The organism is Streptomyces sp. NPDC016851, assembly GCF_055562795.1.
The window spans coordinates 16,984-35,909 of the sequence record NZ_JBVHEP010000038.1 but is presented as its reverse complement, the minus strand read 5'-3'; the positions used below and the strand labels follow the sequence as shown (position 1 = coordinate 35,909).

Annotated in this window: 18 protein-coding genes; 12 read left to right on the top strand and 6 right to left on the bottom strand. The window is 70.5% G+C overall.

Annotated features, from left to right (window positions below):
* Positions 1-5 precede the first annotated feature (5 nt).
* The 10 genes from pdxT (at position 6) to relA (ending at position 10,704) form a co-directional block, all read left to right on the top strand.
* A complete protein-coding gene (gene pdxT, locus ACZ3I3_RS38950; protein WP_436727972.1) occupies positions 6-611 on the top strand; it encodes a pyridoxal 5'-phosphate synthase glutaminase subunit PdxT in 606 nt (201 codons plus the stop codon).
* Between the two features lie 48 nt (positions 612-659).
* Entirely contained in the window at positions 660-1,412 is a 753-nt protein-coding gene (locus tag ACZ3I3_RS38945; RefSeq protein WP_467372515.1) for a YebC/PmpR family DNA-binding transcriptional regulator, read from the top strand.
* A 115-nt stretch (positions 1,413-1,527) separates the two neighbouring features.
* Complete coding sequence (gene ruvC, locus ACZ3I3_RS38940; RefSeq protein ID WP_467372514.1) at positions 1,528-2,058, top strand: crossover junction endodeoxyribonuclease RuvC; 531 nt, start codon at positions 1,528-1,530, stop codon at positions 2,056-2,058.
* Positions 2,055-2,660, top strand: a complete 606-nt coding sequence (gene ruvA, locus ACZ3I3_RS38935; protein WP_467372513.1) for a Holliday junction branch migration protein RuvA — start codon at positions 2,055-2,057, stop codon at positions 2,658-2,660. The genes ruvC and ruvA overlap by 4 nt, the downstream gene beginning before the upstream one ends.
* A gap of 28 nt (positions 2,661-2,688) precedes the next feature.
* Positions 2,689-3,759: a Holliday junction branch migration DNA helicase RuvB gene (gene ruvB, locus ACZ3I3_RS38930; RefSeq protein WP_467372512.1), complete on the top strand. Its 1,071-nt coding sequence runs from the start codon at positions 2,689-2,691 to the stop codon at positions 3,757-3,759.
* 185 nt (positions 3,760-3,944) lie between these two features.
* Positions 3,945-4,442 (top strand): preprotein translocase subunit YajC, encoded by a 498-nt coding sequence (yajC, locus tag ACZ3I3_RS38925; protein WP_467372511.1) that lies wholly within the window; start codon positions 3,945-3,947, stop codon positions 4,440-4,442.
* A 132-nt stretch (positions 4,443-4,574) separates the two neighbouring features.
* Positions 4,575-6,332 carry a protein translocase subunit SecD gene (gene secD, locus ACZ3I3_RS38920; protein ID WP_467372510.1) on the top strand — a complete coding sequence of 586 codons (1,758 nt, stop codon included), beginning with the start codon at positions 4,575-4,577 and terminating at the stop codon, positions 6,330-6,332.
* A gap of 1 nt (position 6,333) precedes the next feature.
* Positions 6,334-7,449, top strand: coding sequence for a protein translocase subunit SecF (gene secF / locus ACZ3I3_RS38915; RefSeq protein ID WP_467372509.1), 1,116 nt, complete (start codon positions 6,334-6,336; stop codon positions 7,447-7,449).
* A complete protein-coding gene (locus ACZ3I3_RS38910) occupies positions 7,446-7,985 on the top strand; it encodes an adenine phosphoribosyltransferase (protein WP_467372508.1) in 540 nt (179 codons plus the stop codon). The genes secF and ACZ3I3_RS38910 overlap by 4 nt, the downstream gene beginning before the upstream one ends.
* A 205-nt stretch (positions 7,986-8,190) precedes the next feature.
* Positions 8,191-10,704, top strand: coding sequence for a GTP pyrophosphokinase (relA, locus tag ACZ3I3_RS38905; RefSeq protein ID WP_467372507.1), 2,514 nt, complete (start codon positions 8,191-8,193; stop codon positions 10,702-10,704).
* A 60-nt stretch (positions 10,705-10,764) separates the two neighbouring features.
* Here relA and ACZ3I3_RS38900 read toward each other — a convergent pair whose 3' ends face one another.
* Together ACZ3I3_RS38900 and ACZ3I3_RS38895 are read right to left on the bottom strand one after the other, a co-directional pair.
* Entirely contained in the window at positions 10,765-11,994 is a 1,230-nt protein-coding gene (locus tag ACZ3I3_RS38900; RefSeq protein WP_467372506.1) for a DUF349 domain-containing protein, read from the bottom strand.
* A gap of 135 nt (positions 11,995-12,129) precedes the next feature.
* Positions 12,130-12,975, bottom strand: a complete 846-nt coding sequence (locus tag ACZ3I3_RS38895; RefSeq protein WP_467372505.1) for a peptidylprolyl isomerase — start codon at positions 12,973-12,975, stop codon at positions 12,130-12,132.
* Between the two features lie 167 nt (positions 12,976-13,142).
* Here ACZ3I3_RS38895 and ACZ3I3_RS38890 point away from each other — a divergent pair, with 167 nt between their 5' ends.
* Positions 13,143-13,850, top strand: coding sequence for an MBL fold metallo-hydrolase (locus ACZ3I3_RS38890; RefSeq protein WP_467372504.1), 708 nt, complete (start codon positions 13,143-13,145; stop codon positions 13,848-13,850).
* Between the two features lie 11 nt (positions 13,851-13,861).
* Entirely contained in the window at positions 13,862-15,124 is a 1,263-nt protein-coding gene (gene hisS / locus ACZ3I3_RS38885; protein WP_467372503.1) for a histidine--tRNA ligase, read from the top strand.
* Positions 15,125-15,385: 261 nt separating this feature from the next.
* Here the strand turns inward: hisS and ACZ3I3_RS38880 are convergent, their stop codons facing one another.
* Genes ACZ3I3_RS38880 through ACZ3I3_RS38865 form a run of 4 tightly spaced genes read right to left on the bottom strand, consistent with a single transcriptional unit; the run spans position 15,386 to position 18,904 of the window.
* Positions 15,386-16,009, bottom strand: coding sequence for a response regulator (locus ACZ3I3_RS38880; RefSeq protein WP_467372502.1), 624 nt, complete (start codon positions 16,007-16,009; stop codon positions 15,386-15,388).
* A complete protein-coding gene (locus tag ACZ3I3_RS38875) occupies positions 16,006-17,193 on the bottom strand; it encodes a sensor histidine kinase (RefSeq protein WP_467372501.1) in 1,188 nt (395 codons plus the stop codon). Before ACZ3I3_RS38875 ends, ACZ3I3_RS38880 begins: the two co-directional genes overlap by 4 nt.
* Positions 17,190-18,035 (bottom strand): ABC transporter permease, encoded by an 846-nt coding sequence (locus ACZ3I3_RS38870; protein WP_467372500.1) that lies wholly within the window; start codon positions 18,033-18,035, stop codon positions 17,190-17,192. The genes ACZ3I3_RS38875 and ACZ3I3_RS38870 overlap by 4 nt, the downstream gene beginning before the upstream one ends.
* Entirely contained in the window at positions 18,032-18,904 is an 873-nt protein-coding gene (locus ACZ3I3_RS38865) for an ABC transporter ATP-binding protein (RefSeq protein ID WP_467372499.1), read from the bottom strand. Before ACZ3I3_RS38865 ends, ACZ3I3_RS38870 begins: the two co-directional genes overlap by 4 nt.
* Positions 18,905-18,926: the final 22 nt, after the last annotated feature.

The following is an 18,926-nucleotide window of genomic DNA, read 5'->3' as shown; positions in this document are numbered from 1 at the left end:
CCCCCATGAGCACTCCTGTCATAGGCGTCCTGGCCCTCCAGGGCGACGTACGGGAGCACCTCGTCGCCCTGGCCGCGGCCGATGCCGTGGCCAGGCCGGTGCGGCGCCCCGAAGAACTCGCCGAGGCGGACGGCCTCGTCATCCCCGGCGGCGAGTCCACCACCATTTCCAAGCTGGCGGTGCTGTTCGGCCTGATGGAGCCGCTCCGCGCACGCGTGCGGGACGGCATGCCCGTCTACGGCACCTGCGCCGGCATGATCATGCTCGCCGACAAGATCCTCGACCCGCGCTCGGGCCAGGAGACCGTCGGCGGCATCGACATGATCGTGCGCCGCAACGCCTTCGGCCGGCAGAACGAGTCCTTCGAGGCGGCCGTCGACGTCAAGGGCGTCGAGGGCGACCCGGTGGAGGGCGTCTTCATCCGCGCCCCCTGGGTCGAGTCCGTCGGCGCCCGGGCCGAGGTCCTCGCCGAGCACGACGGCCACATCGTCGCGGTCCGGCAGGGCAACGCTCTGGCCACGTCGTTCCACCCGGAACTGACCGGCGACCACCGTGTGCACGCCCTGTTCGTCGACATGGTGCGCGCGAACCGGACGGCCGAGTCCTTGTAGGATTCCTGCGTTCGTTGCTGAGATGGGTTACGCGAAGGAGACAGGCAGATGTCCGGCCACTCTAAATGGGCCACGACGAAGCACAAGAAGGCCGTCATCGATGCCAAGCGCGGCAAGCTCTTCGCGAAGCTGATCAAGAACATCGAGGTGGCGGCCCGGATGGGCGGCGCCGACCCCGAAGGCAACCCGACGCTCTACGACGCCATCCAGAAGGCGAAGAAGTCGTCGGTCCCCAACAAGAACATCGACTCCGCGGTCAAGCGCGGCGCGGGCCTGGAGGCCGGCGGCGCCGACTACGAGACGATCATGTACGAGGGCTACGGCCCGAACGGTGTCGCCGTGCTCATCGAGTGCCTCACCGACAACCGCAACCGTGCCGCCTCCGAGGTCCGTGTGGCCATGACCCGCAACGGCGGCTCCATGGCCGACCCGGGCTCGGTGTCGTACCTGTTCAACCGCAAGGGCGTCGTGATCGTCCCCAAGGGCGAGCTGACCGAGGACGACGTCCTGACCGCCGTGCTGGACGCGGGCGCCGAAGAGGTCAACGACCTCGGCGAGACCTTCGAGGTCCTCAGCGAGGCCACCGACCTGGTCGCGGTCCGCACCGCCCTCCAGGACGCCGGCATCGACTACGACTCCGCCGACGCCAACTTCGTCCCGACCATGCAGGTCGAGCTGGACGAGGAGGGCGCCAAGAAGATCTTCAAGCTGATCGACGCGCTGGAGGACAGCGACGACGTGCAGAACGTCTTCGCCAACTTCGACGTCAGCGACGAAGTCATGGAGAAGGTCGGCGCGTAACGCCGTCGCGGACTCCGCGGGACCCAACGGGCCGACGGGACACACCCCGTCGGCCCGTCGCGTTGTCGGTGGCACCCGATAGCCTGCAGGAACAGGCGATCGAGAGGGAGGGCGCGTGCGCGTTCTGGGGGTGGACCCGGGCCTGACCCGGTGCGGTGTCGGCGTGGTCGAGGGCGTCGCCGGGCGGCCGCTCACCATGATCGGCGTCGGCGTCGTCCGCACGCCCTCGGACGCGGACCTCGGCCACCGCCTCGTCGCCATCGAGCAGGGCATCGAACAGTGGCTGGACGAGCACCGGCCGGAGCTCGTCGCCGTCGAGCGCGTCTTCAGCCAGCACAACGTCCGTACGGTGATGGGCACGGCCCAGGCCAGCGCCGTCGCCCTGCTGTGCGCATCCCGTCGCGGCATCCCCGTGGCGCTGCACACGCCGAGCGAGGTCAAGGCCGCCGTCACCGGCAGCGGCCGGGCCGACAAGGCCCAGGTGGGCGCCATGGTGACCCGCCTGCTCCGGCTGAGCGCACCGCCCAAGCCCGCCGACGCGGCCGACGCCCTCGCCCTCGCCATCTGCCACATCTGGCGCGCCCCCGCGCAGAACCGACTCCAGCAGGCCGTCGCCCTGCACACATCGAAAGGCCGTACGGCATGATCGCCTTCGTCAGCGGCACGGTCGCCGCGCTCGCCCCCGACGCCGCGGTCGTCGAGGTCGGCGGCGTCGGCATGGCCGTCCAGTGCACGCCGAACACGCTGTCCACGCTGCGCATGGGCCAGCCCGCCAAACTGCACACGTCCCTCGTCGTACGGGAGGACTCACTCACCCTGTACGGCTTCGCGGACGACGACGAGCGGCAGACCTTCGAGCTGCTCCAGACGGCCAGCGGTGTCGGCCCCCGGCTCGCCCAGGCCATGCTCGCCGTGCACACCCCGGACGCCCTGCGCCGGGCCGTCGCCACCGGCGACGAGAAGGCGCTCACGGCCGTCCCCGGCATCGGCAAGAAGGGCGCCCAGAAGCTGCTGTTGGAGCTGAAGGACCGCCTCGGCGAGCCGGTCGGCGCCCCCGCCGTCGGTACGGCCGTCAGCGCGGGCTGGCGCGACCAGCTGCACGCCGCCCTGATCGGACTCGGCTACGCGACCCGGGAGGCCGACGAGGCCGTGACCGCCGTCGCGCCGCAGGCCGAGGCCGCCGAGGGCACGCCCCAGGTGGGACAGCTGCTGAAGGCGGCCCTGCAGACCCTGAACCGCGCCCGATGATCCGCACCGAGATTCCGAGGCACACTCCATGAACTGGGACGACACGACCGACGCCGATGCCGCCGAGCGGCTCGTCGGTGCGTCTGCCGACCGTGAGGACCAGGCCGTCGAGGCCGCCCTGCGCCCCAAGGACCTGGGCGAGTTCATCGGGCAGGAGAAGGTCCGCGAACAGCTCGACCTGGTGCTGCGCGCCGCACGCGCGCGGGGCGCCACCGCCGACCACGTGCTGCTCTCCGGCGCCCCCGGCCTCGGCAAGACCACCCTGTCGATGATCATCGCGGCCGAGATGGGCGCCCCCATCCGCATCACGTCGGGCCCCGCCATCCAGCACGCCGGAGACCTTGCCGCGATCCTCTCCTCCCTCCAGGAGGGCGAGGTCCTCTTCCTCGACGAGATCCACCGCATGTCCCGGCCCGCCGAGGAGATGCTGTACATGGCGATGGAGGACTTCCGCGTCGACGTCATCGTCGGCAAGGGCCCGGGCGCCACCGCCATCCCGCTGGAGCTGCCCCCCTTCACCCTGGTCGGCGCCACCACCCGCGCGGGCCTGCTGCCGCCCCCGCTGCGCGACCGCTTCGGCTTCACCGCCCACATGGAGTTCTACGAACCGGCCGAACTGGAGCGGGTCATCCACCGCTCCGCGGATCTCCTCGAAGTCGAGATCGAGCCGGACGGCGCCGCCGAGATCGCCGGACGCTCCCGCGGCACGCCCCGCATCGCCAACCGCCTGCTGCGCCGCGTCCGGGACTACGCGCAGGTCAAGGCCGACGGCCTGATCACCAGGGACATCGCGGCGGCCGCCCTCGCCGTGTACGAGGTGGACGCCCGCGGCCTCGACCGCCTCGACCGCGGTGTACTGGAAGCCCTGCTCAAGCTGTTCGGCGGCGGCCCCGTCGGCCTGTCCACGCTGGCGGTCGCGGTGGGGGAGGAGCGTGAGACCGTGGAGGAAGTCGCCGAGCCCTTCCTGGTACGGGAGGGCCTGCTGGCCCGCACCCCGCGCGGCCGGGTCGCCACCCCCGCCGCATGGGCGCATCTCGGCCTGACACCACCCCGCTCCCAGACCGCCGGAAACGGACAACAGAACCTGTTCGGGGCGTGACGGCGCAGTCACGGCTCCGGTACGGCGAGGCCAGTGGCCGGAGCAGGAACCCCGGTGCCATGCTGAGCGTTGTTCCATGCGCGCGGACTCGCTTAGACTCCGCCGATGCCGCCTTTGTCGGCGGCGTACACACCCCCAACCATCTGGCCGCTCACAGCGCGGTCGTGTGAAGGAAGTACCGACCCGTGAGTCTCCTGACCCTCCTCCCGTTCATCGTGCTCATCGGGGCCATGTTCCTGATGACCCGGTCGGCCAAGAAGAAGCAGCAGCAGGCCGTGGAGATGCGGAACCAAATGCAGCCCGGCAGCGGTGTCCGCACCATCGGGGGCATGTACGCCACGGTCAAGGAGGTCAACGAGGACACCGTCCTCGTCGACGCCGGCCCGGGCGTCGAGCTCCTCTTCGCCAAGAACTCCATCGGCGCCGTCCTCACCGACGACGAGTACAACCGCATCGTCCACGGCGTCGAGCACGACCTGAAGTCCGACGCCGACCTCGTCCCGGACGACGCCTCCTCCCTCACCGAGACCGGTGACTCCGCCGCCGACGCCTCCGCTGACGACAAGGCCGTCGACCTCGGCAAGAAGGACGCGGCCGAGGAGCCGGCCGACGACGCCCCGGCCGGCGAGGCGAAGACGGACGAAGAGCCGAAGAAGTCCGACGGCGGCTCCGAGGCGAAGTAGTCGCGTCCCGGGGTGCACGGGCCCGGCCCGCGCATCCCGGGACACGACCGGCTCGCACGGAGTCCCGACACCATGTGATGGCCGCCCGTCCGCCGATCCGGAGCGAGGCGGCCCGAGAGGGAGTACGAGAAGGTGGCCACACCTAAAAAGGGCCGGAGCGCGAGCGCCCAGAGCAAGCCGGGGCGCTCGCTGGCCCTGATCCTGATCGCCATCGCGGCGCTCACCGGTGGGATGTTCGCCTCGGGGCACACCACCCCGCGTCTCGGCATCGACCTGGCCGGCGGCACCAGCATCACGCTCCGCGCGGTCCCCGAGGCCGGCAACGAAGCGGCGATCAACAAGACCAACATGGACACCGCCGTCTCCATCATGGAGCGACGTGTCAACGGTCTGGGCGTCCAGGAGTCCGAGGTCCAGACGCAGGGCCGGGACAACATCATCGTCAACATCCCCAAGGGCACGAACTCCGAGCAGGCTCGCAAGCAGGTCGGCACCACCGCCAAGCTCTACTTCCGCCCGGTCGTCGCCACCGAGGTCTCCGGCGGCGCCGGCGCGACGAGCCCCTCGCCGAGCCCCACGGGAAGTCCCTCGGACAAGCCGTCCGGCAAGGCCACCGACAAGCCCGAGGCCACCGACAAGGGCTCCGCCTCCCCGTCCGCCTCGCCCACCACGCAGGGCCGCGCGGTCACGGACGCTCTGAAGGCCGACGCGACGCCGTCCGCGGGCGCCTCGGACAAGGCGAAGGCCAGCCCCTCCCCGTCCGACGGTGCTGCCGCCGACGCGAGCAAGCTCCAGGAGCAGTACGCCAAGCTCGACTGCACCAACGAGAAGACCCGCTCCACCGTGGGCGACGGCGTCAAGGCCTCCCAGCTCACCCTGGCCTGCGGCAAGAACTCGCAGGGTCAGTGGCAGAAGTACATCCTCGGCCCCGCCGAGGTCGACGGCACCGACGTCGACAAGGCCCAGGCCGTCCTGAACACCCAGACCGGGGCGGGCTGGACGGTCACGATGGACTTCACGGACGGCGGCGCCAAGAAGTTCGCGGACATCACCGGCAAGCTGGCGCAGAACCAGCCGCCGCAGAACCAGTTCGCGATCGTCCTCGACGGCGACGTGGTATCCGACCCGTTCGTGAGGCAGGCCCTGACCGGCGGCAACGCCGAGATCTCCGGCAACTTCACCCAGCAGTCCGCCCAGGAACTCGCCAACATGCTGTCGTACGGTGCGCTGCCGTTGACCTTCAAGGTGGACAGCATGACGACGGTGACCGCCGCGCTGGGCGGTGACCAGCTGAACGCCGGCCTGATCGCAGGCGCGATCGGTCTCGCGCTGGTCGTCATCTATCTGCTGGCCTACTACCGCGGCCTGTCGTTCATCGCGATCCTCTCGCTGCTGGTGTCCGCCGCGCTCACCTACACGCTCATGGCCCTGCTCGGCCCGGCCATCGGCTTCGCCCTGAACCTGCCGGCCGTGTGCGGTGCCATCGTCGCGATCGGCATCACCGCGGACTCGTTCATCGTGTACTTCGAACGCGTCCGCGACGAGATCCGGGAGGGCCGCTCACTGCGCCCCGCCGTCGAGCGGGCCTGGCCGCGTGCCCGGCGCACCATCCTGGTCTCCGACTTCGTGTCGTTCCTCGCCGCCGCGGTGCTCTTCATCGTCACCGTCGGCAAGGTCCAGGGCTTCGCGTTCACGCTCGGCCTGACCACCCTGCTCGACGTGGTCGTCGTGTTCCTCTTCACGAAGCCGCTGCTGACGCTGATGGCCCGCCGCCCGTTCTTCGCGAACGGCCACAAGTGGTCCGGCCTCGACCCGAAGAGCCTGGGGGCGCAGCCACCGCTGCGCCGCACCCGCCGTCCCGCCGCCCCCGTCGACCCCAAGGAGGCCTGAGATGTCGAAACTCGGCAACCTCGGCGCCCGGCTGCACCGTGGCGAGGTCGGCTACGACTTCGTCAAGAACCGCAAGATCTGGTACGGCCTGTCCATCCTGATCACCATCACGGCCATCGTCGGCCTGGCGGTCCGCGGCCTGAACATGGGCATCGAGTTCGAGGGCGGCGCCGTCTTCAACACGCCGAAGAACACCAGCGCTTCGGTGTCCCAGGCGGAGGAGTACGCCGAAGAGGCCTCCGGCCACGACGCGATCGTCCAGAAGCTGGGTGACGGCAGCCTGCGCATCCAGGTCGCCGGCATCGACACCGACGCGGCGAACAAGATCAAGAACAGCCTCGCCGACGACCTCAAGATCGACTCGGAGCAGATCAACGCCGAACTGGTCGGCCCCAGCTGGGGCGAGCAGATCGCGAACAAGGCCTGGCAGGGCCTCGGCATCTTCCTGGTCCTCGTGGTGATCTACCTGGCGATCGCCTTCGAGTGGCGTATGGCGCTCGCCGCGTTCGTCGCACTGATCCACGACATCACCATCACGGTCGGCATCTACGCCCTCGTCGGCTTCGAGGTCACACCGGGCACGGTGATCGGTCTGCTGACCATCCTCGGCTACTCGCTCTACGACACGGTCGTGGTCTTCGACAGCCTCAAGGAGCAGACGAAGGACATCACCAAACAGACCCGCTGGACGTACAGCGACATCGCCAACCGCTCGATCAACAGCACCCTGGTCCGCTCCGTCAACACCACGGTGGTCGCGCTGCTGCCGGTGGCGGGCCTGCTGTTCATCGGTGGCGGTGTCCTCGGCGCCGGCATGCTGAACGACATCTCGCTGTCGCTGTTCGTCGGTCTGGCCGCCGGTGCGTACTCCTCGATCTTCATCGCCACGCCGCTCGTCGCCGACCTCAAGGAGCGCGAGCCGCAGATGAAGGCCCTCAGGAAGCGCGTCCTCGCCAAGCGGGCCCAGTCCGGCACCCAGGGCGAGACCGAGTCCCACGAGGGCGACGAGTCGTACGACGGCGAGCCCGAGGACGCCGCACCCGCGGTCGTCGGACCCCGCAACCAGCCCGCGTCCCGCACCCGCGGCCGTGGCCGTCCGTCGGGGAAGCGCCGATGACCGACATCAGGGAGCTGCTGCTCAGCCGCATCAGGGACGTGGCGGACTACCCGGAGCCGGGCGTGATGTTCAAGGACATCACCCCGCTCCTGGCGGACCCGGCGGCGTTCACCGCGCTCACCGACGCCCTCGCCGAGATCGCCGAGCGCACCGGTGCCACCAAGGTCGTCGGCCTGGAGGCCCGGGGCTTCATCCTCGGCGCCCCCGTCGCCGTCCGCGCCGGCCTCGGCTTCATCCCCGTACGCAAGGCGGGCAAGCTCCCCGGAGCCACCCTCGGCCAGGCCTACGAGCTGGAGTACGGCTCGGCGGAGATCGAGGTGCACGCCGAGGACCTGACCGCCGACGACCGCGTCCTGATCGTCGACGACGTCCTCGCCACCGGCGGCACCGCCGAGGCCTCGGTCCAGCTCATCCGCCGGGCCGGCGCCGAGGTCGCGGGCCTCGCCGTCCTCATGGAGCTCGCCTTCCTCAGCGGCCGCGGCCGCCTGGAACCGGCTCTGAACGGCGCACCGCTGGAGGCCTTGCTCACGGTCTAGAAGGCCCCCGGCAGCCCGGTGGACACCGTCATGCCACCGGCTCGACACCGCGGAGGCGGGCCCGGAGAAATCCGGCGCCCGCCTCTCGCGTTTCTCGGGTAGACGGTCCTCACATTGGCCTGAAGGCGATCCTGGGGCCCAGGATGGCTACCATGGGGTTTCCGGAGCCTGACCGGGGGACCCGGATCGCGCACGAGGAGCCCTCTTGCCAGACGAGGCCCAGCACCTGACCGCCGCCAAGCCCGAGTCCGCCTCGGCAGCCGCGGCCAAGCCCGCGCCGAACGCGCCCCACGCGAAGAACGACACCCGCGGGCCGGTCGAGCACGCCCAGTCGGCGCCGGTCGACAAGCCCGCCGAACAGGCGCGTCCCAAGCCCGCCCCGCCCGTGCGCCAGGCCGGCGGCCAGCCCGCCCGTACCGGCTCCTCCAACCGCGTCCGCGCCCGCCTGGCCCGCCTCGGCGTACAGCGCGCGAACCCGTACAACCCGGTGCTGGAGCCGTTGCTGCGGATAGTGCGCAGCAACGACCCGAAGATCGAGACGTCGACGCTCCGCCAGATCGAGCGCGCCTACCAGGTCGCCGAGCGCTGGCACCGCGGCCAGAAGCGCAAGAGCGGCGACCCGTACATCACGCACCCCCTCGCGGTGACGACCATCCTCGCCGAGCTGGGCATGGACCCGGCGACCCTGATGGCGGGCCTGCTGCACGACACGGTCGAGGACACCGAGTACGGCCTGGACGACCTGCGCCGAGACTTCGGCGACGTCGTCACCCTGCTCGTCGACGGCGTCACCAAGCTCGACAAGGTCAAGTTCGGCGAGGCCGCGCAGGCGGAGACCGTGCGCAAGATGGTCGTCGCCATGGCCAAGGACCCCCGCGTCCTGGTCATCAAGCTCGCCGACCGCCTGCACAACATGCGCACCATGCGCTACCTCAAGCGCGAGAAGCAGGAGAAGAAGGCGCGCGAGACCCTGGAGATCTACGCGCCGCTCGCCCACCGCCTGGGCATGAACACCATCAAGTGGGAGCTGGAGGACCTCGCCTTCGCGATCCTCTACCCCAAGATGTACGACGAGATCGTCCGCCTGGTCGCCGAGCGCGCCCCGAAGCGCGACGAGTACCTCGCCATCGTCACCGACGAGGTCCAGCAGGACCTTCGGGCGGCCCGCATCAAGGCGACCGTCACCGGCCGCCCGAAGCACTACTACAGCGTCTACCAGAAGATGATCGTCCGCGGCCGGGACTTCGCGGAGATCTACGACCTGGTGGGCATCCGCGTCCTCGTGGACACCGTCCGCGACTGCTACGCGGCCCTCGGCACGGTGCACGCGCGATGGAACCCGGTCCCCGGCCGGTTCAAGGACTACATCGCGATGCCCAAGTTCAACATGTACCAGTCGCTGCACACGACGGTCATCGGCCCCGGCGGCAAGCCGGTCGAGCTGCAGATCCGCACGTTCGACATGCACCGCCGCGCCGAGTACGGCATCGCCGCGCACTGGAAGTACAAGCAGGAAGCCGTCGCCGGCGCCTCCAAGGTGCGCACGGACGCGCCGAAGTCGTCCGGCAAGGACAAGGACGCCATCAACGACATGGCGTGGCTGCGGCAGCTCCTCGACTGGCAGAAGGAGACCGAGGACCCCGGCGAGTTCCTGGAGTCGCTGCGCTTCGACCTCTCCCGCAACGAGGTCTTCGTCTTCACCCCCAAGGGCGACGTCATAGCGCTCCCCGCGGGTGCCACCCCGGTGGACTTCGCCTACGCCGTCCACACCGAGGTCGGCCACCGCACCATAGGCGCCCGCGTCAACGGCCGCCTGGTCCCGCTGGAATCCACCCTCGACAACGGCGACCTGGTCGAGGTCTTCACCTCCAAGGCACCCGGCGCCGGCCCCTCCCGCGACTGGCTCGGCTTCGTCAAGTCACCGCGCGCCCGCAACAAGATCCGCGCCTGGTTCTCCAAGGAACGCCGCGACGAGGCGATCGAGCAGGGCAAGGACTCCATCGTCCGCGCCATGCGCAAGCAGAACCTGCCGATCCAGCGCATCCTGACCGGCGACTCCCTGGTGACCCTCGCGCACGAGATGCGCTACGCGGACATCTCCGCGCTGTACGCGGCGATCGGCGAGGGCCATGTCTCCGCGCAGAACATCGTGCAGAAACTCGTCCAGGCGCTCGGCGGCGAGGAGGCCGCCACCGAGGAGATCGACGAGTCGATCCCGCCGGCCCGCGGCCGCAGCCGCAAGCGCCGCTCCAGCGCCGACCCGGGCGTCGTCGTCAAGGGCGTCGAGGACGTGTGGGTCAAGCTGGCCCGCTGCTGTACGCCCGTCCCCGGCGACCCCATCATGGGCTTCGTGACGCGCGGCAGCGGCGTATCGGTTCACCGCACCGACTGCGTCAACGTCGACTCGCTGTCCCGTGAGCCCGAGCGGATCCTCGAGGTCGAGTGGGCGCCCACCCAGTCCTCGGTCTTCCTGGTCGCCATCCAGGTCGAGGCCCTGGACCGCTCCCGGCTCCTCTCGGACGTCACCCGCGTCCTGTCCGACCAGCACGTCAACATCCTCTCGGCGGCCGTGCAGACCTCCCGCGACCGCGTCGCCACCTCCCGCTTCACCTTCGAGATGGGCGACCCGAAGCATCTCGGCCATGTACTGAAGGCGGTCCGGGGCGTGGAGGGCGTCTACGACGTGTACCGGGTGACGTCGGCGCGCAGCAGGGCGTAACAGCCACGCGAAAGGGGGCCCCGTACGGCGCGTACGGGGCCCCCTTCGCTGTCGGCTGGATCAGCCGCCGAACTCCTGCAGGCCCTTCAGCGCCTGGTCCAGCAGCGCCTGGCGGCCCTCGAGCTCACGCTCGAGCTTGTCGGCCTTGGCGTTGTTGCCCTGCGCCCGGGCCTGCTCGATCTGGCCCCTCAGCTTGTCCACGGCGGCCTGGAGCTGACCGGTCAGGCCCTCGGCACGTGCGCGTGCCTCCGGGTTCGTCCGGCGCCACTCGGTCTCCTCGGCCTCCTGGAGCGCCCGCTCGACGGCGTGCATCCGGCCCTCGACCTTGGGCCGGGCGTCGCGCGGCACATGACCGATGGCCTCCCAGCGCTCGTTGATCGTGCGGAACGCGGCCCGGGACGCCTTCAGATCCGTGATCGGCAGGAGCTTCTCGGCCTCCCCTGCCAGCTCCTCCTTGAGCTTCAGGTTCTCCGCCTGCTCGGCGTCCCGCTCGGCGAACACCGAGCTGCGCGCGGCGAAGAAGACGTCCTGGGCGCCGCGGAAGCGGTTCCACAGATCGTCCTCGTGCTCGCGCTGGGCCCGGCCGGCGGCCTTCCACTCGGCCATCAGCTCGCGGTAGCGCGCGGCCGTCGCACCCCAGTCCGTCGAGTTCGACAGCGCCTCGGCCTCGGCGACCAGCCGCTCCTTGGTCCGCCTCGCCTCCTCGCGCTGGGCGTCCAGCTGCGCGAAGTGCTGCTTGCGCCGCTTGGAGAACGCCGACCGCGCGTGCGAGAACCGGTGCCACAGCTCGTCGTCGGACTTGCGGTCCAGCCGCGGCAGGCCCTTCCAGGTGTCCACCAGGGCCCGCAGCCGCTCACCGGCCGCCCGCCACTGGTCGGACTGAGACAGCTCCTCCGCCTCGACGACCAGCGCCTCCTTGGCCTTGCGCGCCTCGTCGGACTGCTTCGCCCGCTGCGCCTTGCGCTCCTCGCGGCGCGCCTCCACCAGCTCGGTGAGCTTGTCCAGCCGGACCCGCAGGGCGTCCAGGTCGCCCACCGCGTGGTGCGCGTCGACCTGCTCCCTGATGTGGTCGATGGCCGCCTGGGCGTCCTTCGCCGACAGGTCGGTGGTCTTCACTCGCTTCTCGAGGAGGCCGATCTCGACAACCAGGCCCTCGTACTTGCGCTCGAAATAGGCCAGCGCCTCCTCAGGGGAGCCTGCCTGCCAGGAACCGACGACCTGCTCGCCGTCGGCCGTACGCACGTACACGGTCCCCGTCTCGTCGACGCGGCCCCACGGGTCGCTGCTCACAGCGCCTCCTCCACATGATGCCTGCGAGGGGCCTCAGCACCCCCGGGCATCGTCCACAGTTTCGTCACGGCCAACATAGGCGACCGGCGGGGGGCGTGTCCGCATCCCGCGCGACCGAAATTACGCAGTTGAGGGTCAGGATTCGGTGACCGTGGCCTTGTTGATCACGACCGTCGCGTTGGGCGCCGTATTGCCCGTCTGAGGGTCGGGAGCCTGGGCTCCGGCGTCGGCGATTTTCTTCAGGACCTTCATGCCCGCCTCGGACACCGTCCCGAACGGTGTGTAGTCGGGCGGCAGCTGACTGTCCTTGTAGACGAGGAAGAACTGGCTGCCACCGCTGTTGCGGCCCTGCTTCGTCTGGGCGTTGTACTGGTTCGCCATCGCGACCGTGCCCGCCGGGTACACCCCGCCCTTGAGGCTCTTGTCCTTCAGATTCTCGTCCGGGATCGTGTAGCCGGGGCCGCCCATGCCGGTGCCCTGCGGGTCGCCGCACTGCAGGACGTAGATGTTTTGGGGGACCAGGCGGTGGCACTTGGTGTGGTCCAAGTAGCCCTTGCCGAGAAGGAAGTTGAACGAGTTCACGGTGTGCGGTGCCGCCGACGCCTTCAGCGCGATGTCTATCTCGCCGCAGGTCGTGTCCAGCTTCATCGTGTACTTCGCCGACTCGTCGATCGTCATCGCCGGTTCCTTCTTCCAGGTCTGCGACTTGACCTTGCCCGGCGCGGGCTTCTCACACGGGTCCGGGGCCTTGCTGGGCGAGGCGCTCGGGGTGACCTCCGCGCCCGCGTTCTCCTTCTTGCCGTCGTCCTCGAACGGCTTGGTCAGGTAGACCGAGACGGAGAGCACCACGACCACGCCGAGGACCGAGGCGATCACGGAGTTGCGGATACGGGCCTTGCGTCGCGCCTCAGTGCGTCGCTGCTGCTGCCGCAAGTACTTCTCACGGGCGAGCTGACGCCGCCGCTGTTCCTGGCTGGACACCGGGTTCTCTCCTCATGCGTCTGAAACGTCGACCGGTACGCGTGGGGCCTGTGCGCCGACCGTCTGCGTGTGCCCCGTACCGTATATGGGTTCGCTGAGGAATCGGCAGCGCCGGTAGGCTCTGACAGCAGCCGCAGCCGCCCGTATCGACACAACGAAGGACGATCGTGCTCATTGCCGGGTTCCCCGCCGGGGCCTGGGGGACGAACTGCTACCTCGTCGCCCCCGCCGCCGGTGAGGAGTGCGTGATCATCGACCCCGGCCATCAGGCCGCCGACGGCGTCGCGGAAACGCTCAGAAAGCATCGGCTCAAGCCCGTCGCCGTCGTCCTCACGCACGGCCACATCGACCACGTGGCATCGGTCGTCCCCGTGTGCGGCGCGCACGACGTGCCGGCCTGGATCCACCCCGACGACCGGTACATGATGAGCGACCCCGAGAAGGGGATAGGCCGTTCCATCGGCATGCCGCTCCTGGGCGAGCTGACCGTGGGAGAGCCCGACGACGTCAAGGAACTGGCCGACGGGGCGAAGCTGGAGCTGGCGGGCCTGGAGCTGTCCGTCGCGCACGCGCCCGGCCATACCAAGGGGTCGGTGACCTTCGGCATGCCCGAGGCGGCGGACATCCCGCCGATCCTGTTCTCGGGCGACCTGCTGTTCGCCGGCTCCATCGGACGCACCGACCTGCCCGGCGGTGACATGGCCGAGATGCTCGACTCGCTGGCCCGCGTGTGCCTGCCGCTCGACGACTCGACCGTGGTGCTGTCCGGCCATGGCCCCCAGACCACCATCGGCCAGGAGCGCGCCACCAACCCGTATCTGCGGCAGGTGGCGGCCGGCCAGGGAGCTGCCGAGGCTCCCCGACGAGGAATGTGACGAGACCTTCCGTGAGCACCTTCAAGGCCCCCAAGGGCACGTACGACCTGATCCCGCCGGACTCCGCGACGTTCCTGGCGGTCCGTGAGGCGATCGCCGCACCGCTGCGCAACTCCGGCTACGGCTACATCGAGACACCGGGCTTCGAGAGCGTCGAACTCTTCGCGCGCGGCGTCGGGGAGTCGACGGACATCGTGACGAAGGAGATGTACGCCTTCGAGACGAAGGGCGGCGACAGGCTGGCCCTGCGTCCCGAAGGCACGGCCTCCGTCCTGCGTGCCGCGCTGGAGGCCAACCTGCACAAGGCGGGCAACCTCCCGGTCAAGCTCTGGTACTCCGGCTCGTACTACCGCTACGAGCGCCCCCAGAAGGGCCGCTACCGCCACTTCTCCCAGGTCGGTGCCGAGGCGATCGGTGCCGAGGACCCGGCGCTGGACGCCGAGCTGATCATCCTGGCCGACCAGGCGTACCGCTCGCTGGGCCTGAGCAACTTCCGGATCCTGCTCAACAGCCTCGGCGACAAGGAGTGCCGCCCGGTGTACCGGACGGCACTCCAGGACTTCCTGCGCGGCCTGGACCTGGACGAGGACACCCTGCGCCGGGCGGAGATCAACCCGCTGCGCGTCCTGGACGACAAGCGTGAGTCGGTCCAGAAGCAGCTGGGGGACGCCCCGCTGCTGCGTGACTACCTCTGCGACGCCTGCAAGGCGTACCACGAGGAGGTCCGCGAGCTGATCACGGCGGCCGGCGTCGCCTTCGAGGACGACCCGAAGCTGGTCCGCGGCCTGGACTACTACACCCGCACGACGTTCGAGTTCGTCCACGACGGCCTCGGCTCCCAGTCCGCCGTCGGCGGCGGCGGACGCTACGATGGCCTGTCCGAGATGATCGGCGGCCCCGCGCTGCCGTCCGTCGGCTGGGCCCTCGGCGTCGACCGCACGGTCCTCGCCCTGGAGGCGGAGGGCGTCGAGCTCGAACTCCCCGCCACCACCAGCGTGTTCGCCGTCCCGCTCGGCGAGGAGGCCCGCCGGGTCCTGTTCGCCAAGGTCACGGAACTGCGCAAGAACGGCATCGCGGCCGACTTCTCCTACGGCGGCAAGGGCCTCAAGGGCGCGATGAAGAACGCCAACCGCAGCGGCGCCCGCTACACGATCGTCGCCGGCGAACGCGACCTCGCCGAGGGCGTCGTCCAGCTCAAGGACATGGAGTCGGGCGAGCAGACGGCGGTCGGCGTGAACGAGATCGTGGCGGAACTGGAAGCACGTCTCGGCTGAGCCGCGCCTCCGTCCTGGACGGCGCCGCCCCCTCAGCCAGTCCGGCGTTCGAGGACGGGCACGACTGGGCGGCGCCGCGCTCCTGCCGTGGCGGTCCCTCCGCCATCCCACCCCCGGGCGGTCTCGCCCTCTCAGCCCGTCCGGCGTTTGAGGACGAGGCCGTTCAGGCCGATGGGGGTCCAGGGGGCGCAGCCCCCTGGCGGGGTCGAAGGGGCGGAGCCCCTGGGGATGGGACGGGTAGGGGCGGCGGGGGCGAGAACCTCAGTCCAGCAACCCGTACCGCAGCGCACTCGTCACGGCCGCCGTCCGGTCGTCCACCCCCAACTTGCCGAAGACCCGCAGCAGATACGTCTTCACCGTCGACTCCCCGATGAACAACCGCCGCCCGATCTCCGCGTTCGTGCAGCCCTCGGCGACCAGCCGCAGCACGGCCGTCTCACGCTCCGACAACCGCGGCCGCTCCGGCTTCGTCCGCAACTGGTCCACCAGCCGCGCCGCGACGGACGGGGCCAGAACCGTCTCGCCACGCGCCGCCGCCCGCACGGCCTCCGCGAGTTCCGCACGCGGCAAGTCCTTCAGCAGATAACCCGCCGCCCCGGCCTCCACCGCCCGCAGAATGTCGCGGTCCGTCTCGTACGTCGTCAGCACGACCACCCGGCACGGCAGCCCGGCCCGCGTCATCCGCACGATGGAGTCCACACCCCCGCCGCCTGGCATCCGCAGATCCATCAGCACGATGTCGGGCCGCAACTGAGCCGCCAGCGCCTCCGCCTGCGGCCCGCTGGACGCGTCCGCGACGACCTCCAGATCGGACTCCGCACTGAGCATCGCCCGCAGCCCCTCCCGTACGACGGGATGGTCGTCGGCCAGGACGATCCGGATCACGGCGTCTCCCTCCTCACCAACGGCAGGCGCACGGTCACGACCGTGCCGTCGCCCGGGGCGCTGCGCACCTCCGCGGTTCCGCCCACTTCCACGGCCCGGGCCCGCAGCCCCGCCAGACCGTACCCACCGCGGACGGCGCCCGGGTCGAAGCCGGGCCCGTCGTCCCGCACGGACACGGTCAGCATGTCGTCGGCGTACGCCAGCGACACCCCGACCGCCACCGAACTCCCCGCATGCTTACGGGCATTGGCCAGCGCCTCCTGGCAGGCCCGCAGGGCGACCACCTCCGGACCCGCGGGCAGCATGCGGACCGGGCCCGTCACCTCCAGCTCCGCGTCATGGCGCGCGACGAGCCGGCCCAGCGCGTCCGGCAGGGAGGCACCGTCCAGGTCGGCGGGCGCACCCCCGGCGACCAACGCCCGGGCCTCGGCGAGGTTCTGCCGGGCCGTCTCGTCCATCAGCCGCAGATGACGCCGCGCCTCGGGCAGGTCGTGGTCCAGTTCCGCCTCGACCGCCTGGATCAGCATCACCAGACTGGTGAACCCCTGAGCCAGCGTGTCGTGGATCTCCCGGGCCAGCCGCTCCCGCTCGGCCAGCGCCCCGTGGGCCTCGGACAGCCGCCCGATCTCGTGCCGGCTCGCGTCCAGCTCCGCGATCAGCTCGGCCCGCTCCTGGCTCTGCTCGATGATCCGGATGATCCAGATGCCGACGGCGACCGAGAACACGAAACTGACCAGGGAGAACAAGGCGTTGAAGGCCACGTCCCGGGGGCCGGGCCGCCACAGAAGCGCCCAGCCGGCCACGGGCACGAGGTTCACCACGGCCACGGCCACCAGCGCCGACCGCAACCGCAGCGTCATGAAGCACTGCGGGATCAGGGCGAAGGCCAGCAGCCGCGTCTCGCCCACGAGGACCGCCGACGGCAGGACCAGCGCCAGCGCCGCCGTCAGATAGCCGATCGTCCGCCGCTGGTCGGGCGGGTCGCCCTGGATCAGCCGGCGCCCGACCACCACGTACAGCGGGACCAGCGGGACGAGCAGCACCGCCGCGACCGCGCGGACCGGCCGGCCGGGGTGATCGGCGGCGAGCACGGACACCAAGGTCGCCACCCAGATGAGCGCGAAGTACGTGTCCCAGAGCCGGAACGAGCGCTCCCAGTGGTAGGCGCTCGCGGCATCGCTCATCCCTCGCGCCGGTCCTTCCAGCGGAACGTCAGCAGGCACAGCACCAATCCTCCGGCGCACCACGCGGCGAGCACCAGGGCCACGCGTCCCATCTCCCAGCTCCCCGCCTGTTCCAGCACCTGCGCCGACTCCGGCAGGAACACCCCGCGCAGCCCCTGGCACATCCACTTCAGCGGGAACAGCGCACCGATGGTCAGCATCCAGTCCGGGATGGTGCCGATGGCGATGTACACCCCGGAGATGAACTGGAGCACCAGGAAGGGCAGCACGACCACGGAACTCGCGCTGTTCGCGGACCTCGGCACCGAGCTGATCGCGATGCCGAGCAGGGCGCAGGCCGTGATCCCGAGCACGAAGATCCACGCCAGGTCGAGCCAACGGCCCGCGTCGGACGGCAGGTCCACGTCGTACACGGTCGTGCCGACGAGGAGCAGGATCACCGTCTCCAGCAGACCGGTGAACAGAACCAGCCAGATCTTGCCGAGGAAGTACGCCGTCGGCGGCATCGGCGTGCCGCGCAGCCGGCGCAGCACCTTCTCCTCCCGTTCCACGGCGATCGAGATGCCGAGCGCCTGGAAACTCGTCGACATGATGCCGGCGGCCATCATCGCCGGGACGTACAACTGCGAGGCGGTGATACCCGCGCCCGCCACGTCGTCCCGGAAGATCGACGCGAACAGGAACAGGAAGACGACCGGGAAGGCGAACGTGAACACCACCTGGTCGCGCTGCCGGAAGAACTGCCTGATCTCCAGGCCGCCCCGCCGCAGCCCCAGCCCCCAGACGCCCGGCAGCCCCCCGGCGCCGACCGCACCGCGATCCCGTACGGCGGTCGTGGTCATCGCGCGTCCTCCTGCCGCTGTCCGGTCAGCCGGAGGTAGACGTCCTCCAGCGTGGGGCGGCTGACCGCCAGCCCCGGGATCTCACCGTCGAAGCGGTGCATGAGCCCGGCGATCGTCCTGGTCGGCGTGCCAGTGCGCTCCCTGCGCAGGGTGCCGTCCGGCTCGGTCCACTCGACGAGGGCTTCGGTTCCGTACCGCTCCCGCAGCGCCCCGGGTTCGCCCTCGGCGACGATCCGGCCCTGCGCGACGACGGCCAGCCGGTGCGCGAGCGCCTCCGCCTCCTCCAGGTAGTGGGTGGTCAGCAGGATGGTCGTGCCCTCGTCGGCCAGGGCGCGGATCAGCGACCAGAACTGCCGCCGGGCCGCCGGATCGAAGCCGGTCGTCGGCTCGTCCAGCAGCAGCAGGTCCGGGCCGCCGATCACGCCGAGCGCCACGTCCAGACGCCGGCGCTGGCCCCCCGACAGCGCCTTGATCCGGCTGTCCGCCTTCGCCTCCAGACCGACCAGGCCGATGACCTCCTCCGGGTCGCGCGGCCGGGGGTAGTAGCCGGCGAAGTGCCGCACCGTCTCCCGGACCGTCAACTCCGCGGGCGCCGATTCGTCCTGCCAGACGATTCCGACACGTGAACGCCACGCGCGCGTGCCGGTCGCCGGGTCCGACCCGAGCACGGACACCTCGCCCGCGTCCCGGTCCCGGTTGCCCTGGAGGATCTCCACGGTGGTGCTCTTGCCGGCGCCGTTGGGTCCGAGCAGGCCGAACACCTCGCCCGGGCGGATGCCCAGGTCGATCCCGTCGACGGCGGTCACGTCCCCGTACCGCTTGCGCAGCCCTCCCACCTCGACGGCGAGGTCGTACCCGTGTGCTGTCATGCGACGAGCGTCGGCCGGAACG